This is a genomic window from Microbacterium sp. PI-SA-G, assembly GCF_057215335.1.
Genome location: NZ_CM170103.1, coordinates 2,948,914 through 2,965,595, shown reverse-complemented (window position 1 = coordinate 2,965,595; position 16,682 = coordinate 2,948,914). Strand labels below are relative to the sequence as shown.

Genomic DNA, 16,682 nt, shown 5'->3' with positions numbered 1-16,682 from the left:
GATCAGTCGAGCGTTTCGCTGATCCGAGGAGCCTCGCGTGGAGCCGATCGCCGCGTGTCTCACTTCGGCGAGACTGGTAACCATGAAACGCGCGATCCACATCGACGGCCTCGCGAACATCCGCGATCTCGGTGGTCGAGACCGCACGGACGGAACCTCCTCGCCGGAGGGCGTGTTTGTTCGATCGGAACGGCTGGAACGGGTGAATTCCGACGGGTGGCAAGCGCTCCACGCGTACGGAGTGCGCACGGTGATCGATCTTCGTCGGCCAGATGAGCGCACGGGACAGGTCCCCGCCTCGATCACGCATGTTCACGTAGACCTCGACGGCGGCGACGAGACGGATTTCTGGGCCGAGTACGAAGCAGATGGACGGTGGGCGACGCCGCTCTACTATCGCGCCCACCTCCAGGCACTTCCACACCGCCTTGCGCTTGTGCTGGACGCGATCGCCGCCGCTGATGAAGGTGCGATTCTGTTTCACTGCGCGGCGGGATGGGACCGGACCGGCCTCGTCGCCGCGGTCCTCTTGCGCGCGCTCGATGTCACCGAGGACGCCGCAGTAGCCGACTACCTTGACTCCTTCGCGAACGCCGACGCCATGTCAGCGCTACATGAACGGTCCTTCGAGGTCGAAGAACGGCAGCAGATCCTCAGTCGCTTCGGACATACCGCAGAGTCAGCGTTCCGGGATATGTACGCGAACTTGGACCTCGATCTTTGGTTCAGTGAATCGAATGTCGAACCCTCGACGCGAGTGGCCATCGAGACATGGCGCGGAGCCGCTGCCTCAGCCGACCGAAGCTGATCACCCAGCAGGCTCATGAGCGCCCATTGCGGGCCGCCGATATCGATCGTTGCCGGCAGGCAAGGATCGGGATGGACAGCAACCACCACCGGCGCGAGGTGAGCGTCGGTGTGGGGCTCTCCCGCCAAACGTCCATGCCCCATCCGGTCCAGTGGATGAAGAGGAGCAGCATGGTGATCCCGATAGCGAGAGGGATGAAGTGTCCGAGCGCGAATTGTGTGACGAACTGGTCGTCATCGACGAGTCCGCTCAGAAAGTTACCAAAAAGAGCCGCGAGAGCGACATAGAAGGCGACGACTGCGAGGGCGAGCCAGACGTTCCGGGGCCGCCCCGTGGACGTCGTATTCTGGCTGGTCGTTCCGTTGCTTATGCGGCAATCAGGACCGAGGAGACGCCACGCGTGGCGCTCGGGGCGCCGTTCTCGAGTGGGGAGATAGCGGGGATCGCGCAGAAGATCCCGAGCGGGATGCTGGCAGCCTGGGGCCGACCCAGTTTCTGACGATCCAGGGCGGGCCCCGATCTTGGGTGAATAGCGCGAGCTCGCCCGTGCGGGCCTCGACGTATGCGAGCGACGTGCGATGGCCTGCGTGACGATCAGAGCGCTCGTGCGGCCTTGCGGAGCGCCCGCCTCAGCTCCCGCCGCAGGCCACGCTTACCCACGCGGAGTACACCCACTGACCCATCCGGCAGGCGACCATCGCCGACCGCGACGAGCGGCAGCTCGACGGTCGCCATCTCAATCGGCTTCATCGCATAGCCGACAGCCAGGAGGAGGCGGACGGCCGTCGTGGTGCTTGTGCCTACCTCGCGGGCCATGGTGCCTTCTCGGTCAGGACGCGGACCAGATCTCGGTCGCTGCGTGGTTCGACTTGCGGCTGTTGCAGGAGCGGTGCATCGGGACCAGAATTTGGCCGACCAGGCGGCCGCCGTTCGCGATCGCCTGGTGTTGGTCAGCGGTGAACGACATCCGGTGAGTGTCGGGCAACGTCGTGTCGATGCTCTCCCACAGCCCATCCCGAAGGAGACCCGTGACCGCAGGGGAGGTCATGCGCTCGCGTGCGACGCTTCAGCACGCCCTGCTGGCGCCGATTGCGAGTGAAGACATCAGAGACCTGACCGATAGAATTCGGCCATGGAGTCGCCAAGCCGTACCGTCGTAGCGGCTATTCGTCGGAAGTCCCCTGTCACGGATGGCATAGACGCGCTTAAGGTCATCTCTCGCTCGGCGACGCACCGGCAAGATATCGCCTACCAAGTCGGCATAATGCAAGCGTGGCTTGATTCGGAGTTAGGTGCCGGGCCGAAGTTGTCGCGGGCCCAACAGCGCCAGGTGATGAACTGGTGGGAGGCTCACTTCGATGAGCTAGATGCTGTCGTGAGTGATGCGGCGACGTTGCTTGCTGGCCAGAAGGATCTGGAGAGGATCGGTCAGGCAGCGGCCGGTACTATCCTCGCCGAACTTGGGATCGCTTCGGTGAACAAGCTTGTGGCCGGGCCGAGCACGCCAGATCCTGGCGACCAGGCACTCAACGGCCATTCATGGGTGGACAAGGGGATTGGGCCGATGTGGACGGGCGCAATGTTGAAACCACAAGTCCTCCGCGATGTCGCCATTTCAGGTCCCTACCAGAGCCTTAAGTACCGGCATTCGTACGCCCACGGAGTACGAAACATAGGAAAGCCTGATCCAAACCTGCGCGCGGCGCCATCGATTCGCGTGCTCCGGCTGGAGGTCGACAAGAACAGTTCGAGTTCGACTCTCCAAGAACGTTCGTTCCCAGCGCAGTGGGTTGCACCTGGCGATTCTACGTACTGGATTGATGACTTTCGTGGGCATCTGGGCGGCACACTGATCTTCACGGGCGACCAGTGCGCACCGTCATCGGCAACGCTGTCAGGATTCCACGAACATCGTGTCCGCGTCAGCGAGTCTATCGCTCCGTAAGCGAGGAAGACTACGCCCGCCGCCCATCACCGCTCGAGTGTGCGCATCATTCGGCCGCCTAAGGCTGCTCGCTCAGACACCGACCCGATCTCAGCGGGACTATCCATGCGAGGTCATGGCAGCACGCCGCTTGCAGAGGGATGTGAGCGTGTGGCCGCGGGGCGAAGGACTCAATCGGACGTGAGCGGCGGCTTACTCATGCCGGGGCGCCCTTGCGGGCTGGGTACCGCGCACCCGGGCCCTTTCCAGGCCGCGCCGCCCACTCCGAATCGACACCAGACGCGACGAAAGCCCCGCCGTATCGGCGAGGCTTCGGTCATAGTTCAGCTGCAAGCACACCTTAACATGCCGCGCGGACACATTTGACAGTTAGTTCATGAGACTCACCCCAACCGCACTAGCCCTGTGAGCCAAGCAGCAATCAACGTAGCGACGATCGTAACGGGCGCTGTGATAACCGCCACCTTGAAGTTGGCGTTCCTGTTCGCTCGATCGGCGTACGTCTCGCGCCTGGATTGTCCTCGCACAAGGATTGTGCTCCGCATGTACGCGAAGCCGGTCGCGAGCTTTCTCGACCAGACAGCAACGCCCGTGAGCGAGAGCACCACCCCCGCAAGGAGAAGGAGCTGAGCGAAACCATTGAGCTGGGTCGTGACCAGCACGCCAACGTAACCGATCATGATGAACGGCACTGCAATGAGGGGAAGCAGAAAGCGAAGTCGGCCCCACGTGGGGCGCGATGTCCCGCTCTTGAGCAGGAAGTCGGCAATGAACCGCTCGTCACTAGAGCTCTGCTCCGTCAGCGCAATGACATCTTGCCCCATCCCGCTCACGGAAACTCGCACCGCCGCATCTGCGCAGCTGATCGTGACCCTACGTTCAGTGCCCTCGGGCAACTTAAGCACACGCCCCAGCTCCAGATGGCTTCGATCATAAACACCGAACGCCATCGCCTGCTCCTCCGAAACTGGACCGCGAATCAGGGACGAATGAATATCGCGCACGACCGCACCTTCGCTCCGAAGCGCTGCCGACGGGTCCCAGCGATCGATCGTTGCATTGAGAGCGTCTAGGAGATCCTCGATATCTAGGATTATTCCCCGGAGATGCAGCCCCGCGCTTGCCGGTATTTCCCGGTACCTGAGCCCGAAAATTCGTCCAACATCCATTCTCGAACTGTATCGCCATCACCCCGGAAGGTTTGGTCAGCGCGCGCTCTTGCTCGGGCGCCCGCGGCGGCTCCGCATCGTCTTCTCTGCTGCTAGGGCATCGGCGAGGCGGTAGCGGCCGGCGAGCGAGCTAAGCTCGCCTGCCTCCACCCACCGACGGATGCGGCGCTCGGCCGACGCTATCGCCGTGTCCTCTGCCCGGATACGCTCCGCCGCTTCCGTGAGAGTCAGCCACGTCTTCATGTGAATTCTCCCCTCTTGGCCGCCGCGACGGCGAGCACGTCGTCTTGCCAGTAGCGGCCGAGCTGCGGCTCGAGGAGTCCTGCGCCATCCAACCGCGCACCGTGCCCGTGGTCCTCTCAACCAGGCGAGCCGCATCGACGAGGGTCAGCCATCGCGGGTCGTGAGCGCGGGTCTCTGGCGGCGCGGGCTCGGCGAACACCGACGCACACAGGCCGTCGTCACCCCACGAGTTCGCCTCCCAGTCGCACGTCATGGTCGTGCAGCGGTAGCGGCTCGGGCGACCGTTGCTGCCAGGCTGAACACGGACGGCCATCAGCTCGCACTTCGGGCACGGGGCCTGCGCCCACCGAGGCTCGTCCTCGAGCGACCAGGAGAAGGTGCAAAACACGTTCAGCTTGCCGGCACGAACCACAGACCGCAGGATCATCCAGGCGTCGCCGACTCAGTCCACGCGTTCTTTTCCGGTCTATAAGCGCGTCCACCGCAAACGATCGTTTCCGGCAACCCGCCCAGCATCGACAAAGCCTCCCTCGACACGCCGACGCCCACCCGCCGAAACCCCCTGCCGAAACCGCACCCGCCGGAACCCCCGCCGACGCGTTTCCGGCAAGGCACTCGCCTGCCCCGTCTACCCCTCGCCGTTGTAGTACGGCCAGGGCAGGAAGCGCCGTTCGCCGCGGCGATCGGGCCCCTCGAGCGTGATCTCTCCGGTGGCGGCCCATTCGACGCCGCGGGGGAACATGCGGATGAACTCGATGCGGCGGAACGTGTCGATGTCGTGGCCGATCGTGATCGTGAAGGAGCGGCCGGCGCCGTATTCGTTGATCCACGCGATGGGCTGATCGGTGTTCATACCGGGAAGCGCCGCGATGCCCGCGGGCGGGATCGCCACGGGGTAGTGCGACATCGGCCAGACGGGCGCCTTCTCATACGACTCGAGATCGTCAAATGTCGTCAGCAGCACCTGCGCGCCGTCGTACAACTCCACGCCGACGAGGATGTCGTCGCCGGTGACGGTCCACGTGTCGTTGATGCCCTCGGTGATCGCGTGGCGCGGTTCAGTCGTGCGCAGCTGCGCCTCGCCCCACGGGCGGGGACGGATGCCGGTGGGCACGCTGAGCTTCGCGCCGCGCATGACGTTGTACTCCTCGGGGTAACCCCAGTCGTCCTCCTGCACGGCCGAGCCGTGGAACCAGACGATGCCCTTGCCGTGGTCGTGCACGAACCTCAGCAGCGCGGCATCCGTCTCAGTGCCGAAGCCGACCGCCTTGTCGTGGTAGCCGTCGCGTCCTTCGAAGACCACGATGATCACGTCGTACTTGTCGATGATCTCGGCGCCCAGCCCCCGCGGGTCCTCGACGACGCGCACGCGAAAACGCCCGGTGTCCTCGAGCAGCGTCGTGAGCCACTGGTTGTGGGTGCGGAAGCTGCGATGCGCGTTGTCGTGCTCGATCGTCATGTGCCCCGACAGGATCAGCACGTTCAGCACACCGGCCATCAGACGGCCTCGTCGGTCTTCGTCGAGAATGCCGAGTCGAACGCGGCCTCAGGCGGCGTGATCGCGGCGAGCTTCTGCACGAACGCCAAAGCCTCCGGCGCGCCGTGCAGACGATCCATCCCGGCGTCCTCCCACTCGACGCTGGTGGGCCCGGAGTAGCCGATCGCGTTGAGGGCGCGGAACAGCGGCTCCCACTTCACCGCCCCGTGACCGGTCGACACGAACGTCCACCCGCGGCGGGGATTGGCCCACGGCAGGTGCGAACCCAGCACGCCGTTGCGCCCGTCGAGATTGGTGATCGACTCCTTCACATGCACATGGAAGATGTGGTCGGCGAAGTCGAGGACGAACGCGACCGAGTCGAGCTGCTGCCACACGAAGTGGGAGGGGTCGAAGTTGAAGCCGAAGCTCTTCCGATGCCCGATCGCCTCGAGCGTGGCCTTCGCCGTCCAGTAGTCGTACGCGATCTCGGAGGGGTGCACCTCGAGCGCGAACCGCACCGCGACCTCCTCGAACACGTCGAGGATCGGGTTCCAGCGGTCGGCGAAGTCCTGGTACCCGGCCGCGATGAACTCGTCGGAGGCCGGCGGGAACATCGCGACGGCCTTCCAGATGCTCGACCCGGTGAATCCGTTGACCGTGGTCACACCGAGCTTCGCGGCGAACCGCGCGGTGTCCTTCAGGTCTTCGGCCGCGCGGCGACGGACGCCCTCGGGGTGGCCGTCACCCCAGACGCGGTCCGACAGGATGTCGCGGTGACGCACGTCGATGGGGTCATCGCAGACCGCCTGACCGGTGAGGTGATTCGAGATCGCCCACACCTGCAGGCCGTTACGCGCGAGGATGTCGCGCCGACTCTGCACGTAGGCTTCGTCGTCCCAGCGGGACACGTCGATGTGATCGCCCCAGCAGGCGATCTCCAATCCGTCGTATCCCCACTCCCCCGCGAGCCGGGCGACCTCCTCGAACGGGAGGTCGGCCCACTGGCCGGTGAACAGCGTGATCGGTCGTGCCATGATCGACTCCTTCGTAGAAACTGGCGCTGCGTTGAGATGCGGATGAGCGGTCAGCGCACGCCGACCGGCGCCTCGGTGCGCACGCGCACCCAGGCCGAGTCGTCGGCGGCGCTGCGCTCGACAGCGTCGAGCACCCTCTGCACGCCGAGACCTTCGGCGAAGCTGGGGTGCGGGGTCGTGCCGTCGTGGATCGCGCGCACGAGGTCGACGACCTGGTGCGTGAAGCCGTGCTCGTAGCCGAGCATGTGTCCGGCGGGCCACCAGGCGCCGACGTAGGGGTGGGATGCCTCGGTGACGAGGATCTTCGTGAATCCCTGCCGGTCATCGGCCACCGTGCGGTCGTAGAACTGCAGACTGTTGAGGTCTTCGAGGTCGAAGGCGAGCGCGCCCTTGTCGCCCGACACCTCGATCGTGAGGGCGTTCTTTCGACCGGTCGCGAAACGCGTCGCCTCGAACGACGCCAGCGCCCCGCCCGAGAGTCGGCCCGTGAACAGCGCGAGATCGTCGACGGTGACGTCGCCGTAGCCGGCCGCGGCGGTGCCCGAGAGGCCGGAGCCCCCGGCGCTGAGCGGCCGCTGCGACACGATCGTCTCGACGACGCCGGTCACCGAGTCGACGGTCTGACCGGTCACGAACTGCGTCAGGTCGATGATGTGCGCACCGATGTCGCCCAGCGCTCCGGAGCCGGCGTGCTCCTTCTGCAGCCGCCAGGCGAGCGGCATCTCGGGGTCGACGAGCCAGTCCTGCCGGTATGCGGCCCGCACCTGCTGCACGCGGCCGATCACCCCTTCGGCGATGAGGTCACGCAGGAACGTGGCGGCGGGCACGCGGCGGTAGGTGAAGCCGACCATCGAGACCACGCCGTGCGCGGCGGCGCGCGCCGCGGCATCCGCCATGGCCTCTGCCTCGGCCACCGTGTTCGCCAGCGGCTTCTCGCACAGCACGTGCTTGCCGGCGTCGAGCGCGGCGATCGCGATCTCGGCGTGCGAGTCGCCGGGGGTGACGATGTCGACGATGTCGATGTCGTCGCGCGCGATCACCTCACGCCAGTCCGTCGACGTCTCGCTCCACCCCCACCGATCCGCGGCGTCGCGCACGGCGTCGGGCTTTCGGCCGACCAGCACGGCCATCTCGACGCCCGCGGGCAGGTCGAACACGTGCGGCGCCTGCCGCCATCCGACCGAATGCGCCGCGCCCATGAAGCCGTGGCCGATCATCGCGACCCGCAGGGGCCTGCCGTGACCTGCGCCGAGGCTCATGCGAGCACGACCTCGCGCTGCACGGGAACACGGTTGGTGACGTACCGACCGGGTCCGCCGTCGACCCCGGGCATGATCTGCATGTAGAGCAGACGCATCGTCAGCACGACCTCGACGGTGAGCGTGTCGCCGGCCTGCGGCACCGGATCGAGGTCGATGAGGACCTCGGGCCGTTCGGCGACGAACCACAGGGTCTCGTGCTGCTCGGGCAGCTCGTCGACGCGGTAGGTGCGCCCCTCGAGCTCGAATCGCAGCGAGGCGGTCGGGATGGCGACGCCGTTGACTGTGGCGGCGACGCCGTCGACGGCCGACAGCCAGAGGCTCCGGTACCAGGGCAGCTGCACCGAGACGGCGATGCCGGTGTCGGTGCGGCGGACGTCCTTCTCGGAGAACAGGGAGTTGTGAGTGGCCATGACTGTCTCCGGTTCAGACCGCGACTGCGGTCTCTTCGATCGCACGACGCATGAGGTCGTGCTGCTTTTGAACGAGGTCGATCGGGTCGCTCTCGCCGAGGTCGGAGAACGCATGCCCCTCCCACTCGCTCGAGAGGTAGCCCTGGTATCCGCCCACGACGAACTGCCGCACGATGCGCGGGATGTCCATGGCCGGCTCCTCACCGTCGGCTGCGATGTCGTAGAACTTCGCGTGCACGTGGAAGATCTGCGGCATGATGTCGAGCCACTCCTCGGGCGGCACGAGCCCGTGCATGTTGAACGCGAGCCGCGTGAACGGTCCGAGCCGGGCGAAGTCGAAGTTCTCAGAGGTGAGGAAGTCCTCGAACTTCTGGTTGCGCACATGCATGGGCGTCGGCTCGTGCCAGATCTCGTCCATGACCGTGAAGTACTCCTCGGGCATGCCCATCTGCCGCATCGTGCGCAGCAGTGTGGGAGAGAGCGAGTGCATCGTCGACGAGAAGTCGGCGGTGAAGCCCAGACGATCGGACTGCAGCTCGTCGTACATCTCGCGCATCTGCAGCACCTGCGGGTTGTTCGGACCCGACGGTGCGTGGATCTCGTACCCGAGCTTCTGGTCGTACTTCTCGGCGAGCGGCAACAGGCTGCGCAGCAGCTCCTTGCCGTGCGAGCGGATGACGATGTTCTTGAAGCCGAGCGTGTGCGCGGTCTTCAGCTGCCGGGCGAGGAACTCGTGCTCCTCGTCGGGCGTCATGTCGCGATCCTTGCGCCGGCCCATGTCGAGGTTCGTGCCGATCGCACTCGGCTCGAACCCGTAGCGGTCCATGCTGTCGCGCCACAGACGCACGAAGTCGTCGTCGACGTCGGGGTAGCTGCGCAGCATCTGCGCGATGTTGAACTCGATGCCGGGGCCCAGACCGTGGTCGGCGGCCGCCTTGATGAGCGTCTCGGGCGTGTACAGCCCCGCGGCGAACTCGGAGGTCAGCGAGTACAGGGTGATGCCGAGCTTGATGCCGGTGCCGGCGATGCCATCGCTCATGCGGGGATTCCCTTCGAGACGGAGTGCGGGAGGTGGGCGGCCAGCGCGCGCTGCGCCTCGGCCGCATCGGTGATCATGCGGCTGCCGGCGTTCTCGGCGGCGGAGCGCTGCACGGCCTGCTCGCCGGCGATGATGTCGAACGGGCTCTGCCAGTGGTTCCAGTGCCACCCCTCGTACTCGCTCGACACGGCGCCGGAGTAGCCGTTCTCGACGAGCAGGGTGATGAGGTCGCGCACGGGGACGGAGGGCTCTTCGCCGTTCTCGTCGATGCCGAAGAACTTGCCGTGCACGTGCTTGACCCAGGGCATGATCTCGAGCCAGTCGTCGACGCGGGCCGGACCGAACAGGCCGGTGCCGTTGATGCCGAAGTCGATGCCGAGGTCCGGGCGGCCGTTCTGGGCGGCGAGGCCGATGAACGATCCAAAGCGCTGGCCGTGCACCGCCTGGTCGGCGGGCGGTCCCTGCTCGTAGTACGTGTTCCAGAGGTCGACGACCTTGCCGAGCAGCTCTTCCGAGGCGCCGCGACGGCGGTAGGCCTCGATCAGCGACGGCGCGAAGCCCGAGACCGTCGCGCCCCAGTCCATGGTGAAGCCGAGGAAGGGCGATCCGACCTTCTCGTACCGGTCGCGGAGCGCCAGGATGCGGGGGTGCGAGGCGTACTGGTCGGCGTGCACCTCGAGGGCGAGCGTGACACCGTGCTCTTCAGCGATGGGCGCGAGAGCTTCCATCGAGTCGGGCGTGATGGAGATCTGCACGCGGGCGATCGGGAACCCGAGCTTCGCCGCCGCCTTGATCTGCAGCGTCATGTAGTCGATCAGTTCGTCCTGCGTCAGCAGGCGGTCGCGGTGGATGCCGATGTCGGCGTTCACGGCGAGCGACGTGGTGACCAGCCCGACCTCGTCGACGAGGTCGCGGAACTGGCCGGCATACGCGTCGTCGATGTGCGGGAAGCCGCGGAAGCTCGAGAACCCGATGATCTCGAGTCCCGGGCCGTGCCCCTCGGCGGCGACCTTGCGGATCAGCTGCTCGAGGTCGTATTCGCGTCCGTGGAACGCGCGGGTGTAGCTGTAGAGCGTGACGCCCTGGATGGGCGTGCCCTTCCCGAGTGTGCCCTGAGCGGTCATGCCGTCACCTGTGCTTCCTGAACCTGTCGAGCGGTCATGGTCTTGGTGTCGTGCTCCTCGATGTGGAGCGTCTCGGAGTCCGAGATGATGATGTAGGGGATGTAGAGCGTGAGATCGACGCGCACCTCGTGCTCGCCGTCGCCGGTCACAGCCACCTCGCCCGAGAGCACGGCGGAGTCGACGGGGAACCACCACTCCACGGTCTCGTCGACGAGCTCGTCGAAGCGGAACTCACGGTCGTTCATGCGCCAGCGCAGCGAGTCGGTCGGCGCTGTGACGCCGTCGACGGTGAGCGTCGCGCCGGCGATGCACGAGCCCGGAAGCGCGCGGTACCAGGGCAGTCGGACCTCGACGGACGCACGGGCGCCGTCGGTGACGAGCGTGCCTTGTTCGATGATGCGATCGGGGATCACGTGCTTCTCCTTGACTACTTTGTCCTTGTTTAGACAGACTAATGTCTTTTTCCTACATAAGCAAGAATCGGATGCGGATCAGGCGAGCTTCTGCGCGATCCGTCGGGCCCCGCGCACGGCCAGCGCGACCGAGGTGAGCGTCGGGTTGCAGGCCGTCGCCGTGGGGATCACGTTGTTGCCCGCGACGAAGAGACCCGGCACTCCCCAGACCTCGCTGTCGGGCGAGCAGACGCTCGTGCCGTCGTCGCTCGTGCCCATGCGAGTGCTGCCCTGATAGTGCAGCGACGCCCCGGGAGGCATCGTGAACGGGCGCTCGTCGAGCGGGTCCCCCACCGCGCGGCCGAGTCGCACGATCTCCTCACGCGCACGATCCATCACCGCGTGGTCGCGCGGGGTGAGCGTGTAGTGGATGGTCATCGCCGGCATCCCGTAGGCATCACGCGTGTCATCCGAGAACTCCACGCGGTCCTCCCACTGCAGCTCCTTTGCGCAGAAGAGACCGAGCCCCACGATCGAGCCCGGCACGACCGGATCATCCTCGGCGAGCGGCACCGGAGAAGCGTCGAGCTGCATGATCTGCCCGTGAAAGGGCATCTCGTCGGTGAACGGCACCCAGGTGACGCCGCTCTGCTCACTCAGCGCTCCCGATGCGGCGACCGGGTCCTCGCCGCCCGCGTGCACGTTGCGCAGCCGTGAGGCGAACACGATCTGGGTCTGATCGTTGAGCATGCGACCGAGCGCGGCCGGTCGGATGCCCGAGGCCCAGAGCACCTGCGGGGTGCGCAGACCGTCGGCCGCCACTACCACGAAGCGGGCGGCGACGGTGTGGACGCGATCGGTGCGCAGGTCGCGCACCTCGACGCCCGAGGCCTGCCCGCCGTCGGTGAGGACCCGCGTCACCAGCGACTCGTCGAACAGGTGGAACCGGGGGTTGTCGCGGGTGACGTCGCCGAACACGATGTCGGAGCCCGACCACACCAGGCGCCCGTCCTCGCGCCGGTGCACGGCCAGCGGCATCCGCTGCGCGCGATGGGCGTGATCGCGCTGCGCGTCGACCGCCCGCGAGAGCCGTTCGCGCACGATGGTCGCGAAGGGCGAGGCGTCGAAGGCGTCGGTGGTGACGCCCAGCAGACGCTCGGCCTGCGTCAGCAGCTCGTCGAGGTCGGGGAGGAAGTCGATGCGCTCGCTGTCGTTCGGGCGGGGACACGCGGCAGTCCAGTGCGCTCCCATCCCTCCGACGTTGCTCGAGAAGGCGGCGACGGGCATGCCGTCCTCGCCGTCGACGCGGTAGCCGTCGGGCAGCAGATAGGTGCCCGCACGTCCGCGGCGCTGCCCGGATTTCGCCGCGCCGGGATCGGTGATCGTCGCCGCGCGCTCCCCAGGCCCCTCGGACTGCGCCTGGGCCTGGGCCCGTAACGCGGCATCCTCGAGGTTCTTCACATGCGCACCCGGCGGGTTCGACACGGTCGGCCCCACCTCGAACATCGCGATCGACGCCTCGGGCGCGAGTTCACTCAGGATGCGGGCGTAGGCCGCGCCGTTCGGTCCACTGCCGACGATGACCACGTCGGCGGATACGGGATAGCTCCGCTCGCTCATGCCGTCGCCGCGACCTCTCGGATGAGTCGGACGGATTCCTCGGAGACGGTCTGCGGGTAGTACTCGAGACCGATCGGGCCGTCGTAGCCGGAGGCACGGAGGATGCCGAGGCGCTCAGTCCAGTCCAGGGTGCCGGTGCCGGGCTCGCCGCGACCGGGAGCGTCGGCCAGCTGCACGTACTTGACGATGTCGCCGGCGTTCTCGAGCTCGGCGGCCATGTCCTCCCCCTCGACCGCGGAGTGGTAGATGTCGTACAGCACACCGAAGTGCTCCGAGTCGACGCCGCGGGCGACGAACACGGCCTCGGCCGTGCGGTCGAGCAGGGAGCCGGGGTGATCGACCCGCACGTTGACCGGCTCGAGCACGAGGGTGATCCCGGATCCGTCGATCTGCGCGATCGCCTTCTGGTAGATCTCGACGAGCTTGTCGAGCTGCACCTGCCGCTTCCATCCGCCGAAGCCGGTGCCGCTGCCGACGACGAGGCGCGGAGTGCCCAGCGCGTGGGCGATCTCGACGCCCTCGTCGAGCTTGCGGAAGAACTCGGTGTGGTCCCACGGCGGGATCATGAACTGCGTGCGGGGCTCGGCCAGCTGTGCGGTCAGCTGCACGCCGGTCTCGTCCAGCGCGGCCTTGAGGGCGGGGATGTCCTTCGGCTTCGCGGGAGCGTCGACCCCGGTCGGACCCCACATCTCGACGGCGGTGAACCCGGCCGCCGCGGCGGCACGGACCCGGTCGTGGTAGTCGCCGGCCTCGGTGAAGAGCAGCTCGATGTTGGGCGCAAGAACGTACATGATGCTCGTTTCTCGACGTGACGTCGGGGAGAGGAATCGGTGAAGAGGGGTCGATGAAGGGCGGTGGATGCCGGAGCACCCCGCGCGGCTCAGCCTTTAAGGCCGCCGGCGAAGCCCTGGATGAAGCGCTTCTGGGCGAAGAGGTAGAAGATCAGGATCGGGATCATCGACACGATGACGATCGCGAAGATCTTGTTCCACGACGACACCAGCGAACCGATGTAGTAGTACATCGCGACCGGCAGGGTCTGGTTGGCCGAGCCGCCGAGGAAGATCAGCGACGTGAAGAAGTCGTTCCAGACGATGAGGCCGGCGAGGATCGCCACGGTTCCGGTGGCGGGTGACATCAGCGGCAGCACGATGCGGAAGAAGATCTGCGTGCGCGATGCCCCGTCGATCGTCGCCGCCTCTTCGTACTCGGTGCCGAGGCTGCGGAAGAAGCCGGCGTACAGGAAGATCGACAGCGGCAGCAGCATCCCGGTGTAGAGGATGACCATGCCCCACAGCGAGCCGGTGAGGCCGAGCGTGCGGGCGCCGATGTACAGCGGCACGGTGCCGAGCTGCGTCGGCAGCACGATCGCGATCAGGAACAGCATGTACGCGGTGCGGCTCCAGCGGCGGGTGCTGCGCGAGATCACGTACCCGGTGATCGCGCCCAGCAGCACCAGGCACAGGATGCTGCCGGCGGTGATGACGATGCTGTTGACGAGCCCGAGCACCACGTTCGAGTTGCCCTGTGCGGTGAGCACCTCGACGAAGTTGCCGAGGTCGGGGCTGGTGGGCGGGGCGAGGTTGGAGGAGGTGATGACCTCCTGATCCGACTTCAGCGCCGTGGTGACGAGGAAGTAGAAGGGAGCGAGGAAGACGATGGCGATCAGCCAGATGACGACCTCGCGCAGTGCGGTGAACTTCGTGTAGCGGAACATCTCAGTCCTCCTCGGGGCGGCCGTTGGTCAGGCGCTGCTGGATGATGGCGAACACCAGGATGATGACGGTGAGCAGCAGCGCGAGCGCGGCACCGTAGCCGAAGTTGCCGAGGGCGAAGGACTCCTTGTAGACCTGGGTGGCCAGGGTCTCGGTCGCACCGGCGGGGCCTCCCCCGGTCATCGCCATGATCTGGTCGAAGATGCGGAGGCCGTTGACCAGCCCCAGTGTGGTGGCGATCGCGACGGCAGGTCGGATCGACGGGAGGGTGACATGCCAGAAGCGCTGCCACAGGTTCGCGCCGTCGATGGCGGCGGCCTCTTCGATCTCCACCGGCACGGCGGCGAGGCCGGCCATGTAGATGACCATCGCGAAGCCGATGTTCTGCCACACGACCACGATCAGGATGGTCCAGATGGCCCACATCGGGTCGGCGACCCAGGCGCGGGCGAACTCGTCGAACCCGAGGGCCCGCAGGAACGCGTTGATGGGTCCGTTGTAGTCGAAGATGAACTTCCACACGTACGCCACGGCCAGCGGGCTGAGCACCACCGGCATGAAGAACAGCACCCGCAGCGCGTAGCGGGTCTTGAGTCCGCGGTTCAGCGCGAGGGCGAGCCCGAGGCCGGCGATGTTGCTGAGGATCACCGAGACGAAGGCCAGGAACAGCGTGTTGCCCAGCGAGCCGATCTGGGTGGGATCCCCGAAGATCTTCACGAAGTTGTCGAGGCCGATCCACGCGAACGAGCCGATGCCCGACCAGTCGGTGAAGGCGAAGAACCCGCCGATGGTCGTGGCGACGTAGTGCACCGCGAGCACGAGGATGATGCCGGGCAGCGCCCACCACCAGTGGCCGAACTTCAGCAGGCCGGGGCGCCGCGGTGCGGGCGGGCGGCGTCGGCGCGTCGGCGAGCTCTTCGGAACGATCACCAACTCGGTCTCGGACTCTGTCCTCAGGCTCATGATTCCCTCATGTTCGTACGTCGTCGTGCGAGAAATGGGAGTGGCCGTCCGGGTGCGCCGAAGCTCCACCCGGACGGCCCTCGGTGTCAGTCGCCCCAGGCGTTGTCCATGTCCTGGAGCACCTGGTCGATGGTCTTCTGACCGGTCAGCAGTCCCTGGACGCCGACCTGCAGCGCCTCGTAGACCGACGGGTTGGGCCAGATGTTGTTCGGCAGCGTCGCGTACGAGCCGTCGGCGATCAGGTCGACCACGGGCGAGTAGATCGTGTCATCCAGCTCGAGGTTCTGGTAGCCCGAGATCGGGAGCAGTCCCGACTTCTCGTAGTACAGCTCCTGTGCCTCGTCGGTCGCGAGCCACTCGACGAAGGCCTCCGCCGCCGGCTTCACCTTCGAGGCCGCGTTGATGGAGATCGTGTAGTTCGAGCTGGCGAGGATGTAGGGGTCGCCGCCATCGGCTGCCGGGAACGGCTGCACCTTGAAGTCGGCCTCCGGTGGGGCGGCCGTGGCGATCTCGACCGCGGATCCGGACGGGATGAAGCTGCCGACCGACATGCCCTGGGCGAGACCGTTGGTGATCGCGTCGAAACCGCCTCCCTCGGCACCGGGCTGGAAGCAGCCGCCGTCCTTCAGGTCGACGAGGGTCTGCAGGGTGTCCTTCCAGCCCTCCGACTCGGCGAACGTGGTGTCGCCGTCGGCGCGCTTGGTGTTCCAGTCCGGGTCCTCGGCGTACACGCGCGTCGCTGCGATGCCCTGCGCGGTGAGACCGGCGTTCGGACCGGCGGCGCCGGCGAGCGCGAGGAGCGACTTGCCGTCGGCGGCGAGCGCCTCGCATGCGGCGAAGAACGACTCCTCGTCGGTCGGCCACTCCTCCAGCCCGTTCTGCGCGGCGGTGCCCATGCTGGCGACGACGCCGGCGATGGTGAAGTCCATCGGCTGTCCGTAGGTCTCGCCGTCGATCTCGAAGATCAGTTCGCTGCCTGCGGGGACGAGGCCGGTCGCGGTGTCGCCGAGCGGCTCGAGGAAGCCCGCCTCGGCGAGGGGGATGAGGCCGCGCGCGTCACCGGAGCCGGGTGTGGTCTGGATGACATCAGAGGCGTTGCCCGCCTGCAGCTGGGTGCGGATCGTCTCGCCGTACTTGTCGTTCGGCGTCGGGTTGAGCGTGATCTTGGTGTCGGGGTTCGCCTCCATGTACGCGTTCGCGAGCGATTCGTACGGGCTCTCGAGGTTGTTGGAGGTGGCGAAGGTGAAGCTGAACGCCTCGCCATCGGAGCCGCCCGAGCCTCCTTCGGGTGCGGACCCGGAGCAACCGGCGAGGAGGACGACGCTCGCGGTCGCTGCGGCGAGGATGCCGGTGCGAAGGACGCGAGATCGAGAGTGCTGTGACATGTCCAGCCTTTCTGACTACGTTGTCGGGGACTCAGGGCCTGAGTCCGTGCTGTTCTGCCAGTATCGACCGGATTGGCCGGAAACACACATAAG

General features: G+C 66.6%; 19 protein-coding genes. 3 read left to right on the top strand and 16 right to left on the bottom strand.

Annotated features, from left to right (window positions below; translation table 11 throughout):
* Positions 1–37: 37 nt before the first annotated feature.
* Together AC2D10_RS14580 and AC2D10_RS14575 are read left to right on the top strand one after the other, a co-directional pair.
* Positions 38–808 (top strand): tyrosine-protein phosphatase, encoded by a 771-nt coding sequence (locus AC2D10_RS14580; protein WP_484708704.1) that lies wholly within the window; start codon positions 38–40, stop codon positions 806–808.
* A 151-nt stretch (positions 809–959) separates the two neighbouring features.
* Positions 960–1,307, top strand: a complete 348-nt coding sequence (locus AC2D10_RS14575; protein WP_484708703.1) for a hypothetical protein — start codon at positions 960–962, stop codon at positions 1,305–1,307.
* Between the two features lie 95 nt (positions 1,308–1,402).
* Here the strand turns inward: AC2D10_RS14575 and AC2D10_RS14570 are convergent, their stop codons facing one another.
* Positions 1,403–1,624, bottom strand: coding sequence for a hypothetical protein (locus AC2D10_RS14570; protein WP_484708701.1), 222 nt, complete (start codon positions 1,622–1,624; stop codon positions 1,403–1,405).
* Positions 1,625–1,637: 13 nt separating this feature from the next.
* On the bottom strand, positions 1,638–1,775 hold the full coding sequence (locus tag AC2D10_RS14565; RefSeq protein ID WP_484708700.1) for a hypothetical protein: 138 nt from the start codon (positions 1,773–1,775) through the stop codon (positions 1,638–1,640).
* Between the two features lie 165 nt (positions 1,776–1,940).
* Here AC2D10_RS14565 and AC2D10_RS14560 point away from each other — a divergent pair, with 165 nt between their 5' ends.
* A complete protein-coding gene (locus AC2D10_RS14560) occupies positions 1,941–2,753 on the top strand; it encodes a hypothetical protein (RefSeq protein WP_484708698.1) in 813 nt (270 codons plus the stop codon).
* Between the two features lie 383 nt (positions 2,754–3,136).
* On the opposite strand, the gene AC2D10_RS14555 is transcribed toward AC2D10_RS14560, so the two are convergent.
* The 14 genes from AC2D10_RS14555 to AC2D10_RS14490 form a co-directional block, all read right to left on the bottom strand.
* On the bottom strand, positions 3,137–3,922 hold the full coding sequence (locus tag AC2D10_RS14555) for a hypothetical protein (protein ID WP_484708697.1): 786 nt from the start codon (positions 3,920–3,922) through the stop codon (positions 3,137–3,139).
* A 36-nt stretch (positions 3,923–3,958) separates the two neighbouring features.
* A complete protein-coding gene (locus tag AC2D10_RS14550; RefSeq protein WP_484708696.1) occupies positions 3,959–4,165 on the bottom strand; it encodes a hypothetical protein in 207 nt (68 codons plus the stop codon).
* A 628-nt stretch (positions 4,166–4,793) separates the two neighbouring features.
* Positions 4,794–5,663 (bottom strand): ThuA domain-containing protein, encoded by an 870-nt coding sequence (locus AC2D10_RS14545; RefSeq protein ID WP_484708695.1) that lies wholly within the window; start codon positions 5,661–5,663, stop codon positions 4,794–4,796.
* Positions 5,663–6,679, bottom strand: a complete 1,017-nt coding sequence (locus AC2D10_RS14540) for a sugar phosphate isomerase/epimerase family protein (RefSeq protein ID WP_484708694.1) — start codon at positions 6,677–6,679, stop codon at positions 5,663–5,665. The genes AC2D10_RS14545 and AC2D10_RS14540 overlap by 1 nt, the downstream gene beginning before the upstream one ends.
* Before the next feature lie 50 nt (positions 6,680–6,729).
* The gene (locus AC2D10_RS14535) at positions 6,730–7,896 is read right to left on the bottom strand and encodes a Gfo/Idh/MocA family protein (RefSeq protein ID WP_484711856.1); all 1,167 of its coding nucleotides are present in this window, start codon (positions 7,894–7,896) and stop codon (positions 6,730–6,732) included.
* Between the two features lie 38 nt (positions 7,897–7,934).
* Entirely contained in the window at positions 7,935–8,351 is a 417-nt protein-coding gene (locus AC2D10_RS14530; RefSeq protein WP_484708693.1) for a C-glycoside deglycosidase beta subunit domain-containing protein, read from the bottom strand.
* A gap of 13 nt (positions 8,352–8,364) precedes the next feature.
* Positions 8,365–9,390: a sugar phosphate isomerase/epimerase family protein gene (locus tag AC2D10_RS14525; RefSeq protein ID WP_484708692.1), complete on the bottom strand. Its 1,026-nt coding sequence runs from the start codon at positions 9,388–9,390 to the stop codon at positions 8,365–8,367.
* Positions 9,387–10,514 carry a sugar phosphate isomerase/epimerase family protein gene (locus AC2D10_RS14520; RefSeq protein ID WP_484708690.1) on the bottom strand — a complete coding sequence of 376 codons (1,128 nt, stop codon included), beginning with the start codon at positions 10,512–10,514 and terminating at the stop codon, positions 9,387–9,389. Before AC2D10_RS14520 ends, AC2D10_RS14525 begins: the two co-directional genes overlap by 4 nt.
* Positions 10,511–10,927: a C-glycoside deglycosidase beta subunit domain-containing protein gene (locus tag AC2D10_RS14515; RefSeq protein ID WP_484708689.1), complete on the bottom strand. Its 417-nt coding sequence runs from the start codon at positions 10,925–10,927 to the stop codon at positions 10,511–10,513. The genes AC2D10_RS14520 and AC2D10_RS14515 overlap by 4 nt, the downstream gene beginning before the upstream one ends.
* Positions 10,928–11,005: 78 nt before the next feature.
* Positions 11,006–12,526: a GMC oxidoreductase gene (locus AC2D10_RS14510; protein WP_484708688.1), complete on the bottom strand. Its 1,521-nt coding sequence runs from the start codon at positions 12,524–12,526 to the stop codon at positions 11,006–11,008.
* Entirely contained in the window at positions 12,523–13,317 is a 795-nt protein-coding gene (locus tag AC2D10_RS14505) for a TIM barrel protein (protein WP_484708687.1), read from the bottom strand. The genes AC2D10_RS14510 and AC2D10_RS14505 overlap by 4 nt, the downstream gene beginning before the upstream one ends.
* An 89-nt stretch (positions 13,318–13,406) precedes the next feature.
* A complete protein-coding gene (locus AC2D10_RS14500) occupies positions 13,407–14,243 on the bottom strand; it encodes a carbohydrate ABC transporter permease (RefSeq protein WP_484708685.1) in 837 nt (278 codons plus the stop codon).
* Position 14,244: 1 nt separating this feature from the next.
* Complete coding sequence (locus tag AC2D10_RS14495; protein ID WP_484708684.1) at positions 14,245–15,204, bottom strand: carbohydrate ABC transporter permease; 960 nt, start codon at positions 15,202–15,204, stop codon at positions 14,245–14,247.
* Between the two features lie 86 nt (positions 15,205–15,290).
* Complete coding sequence (locus AC2D10_RS14490; protein ID WP_484708683.1) at positions 15,291–16,589, bottom strand: ABC transporter substrate-binding protein; 1,299 nt, start codon at positions 16,587–16,589, stop codon at positions 15,291–15,293.
* Between the last annotated feature and the right edge of the window lie 93 nt (positions 16,590–16,682).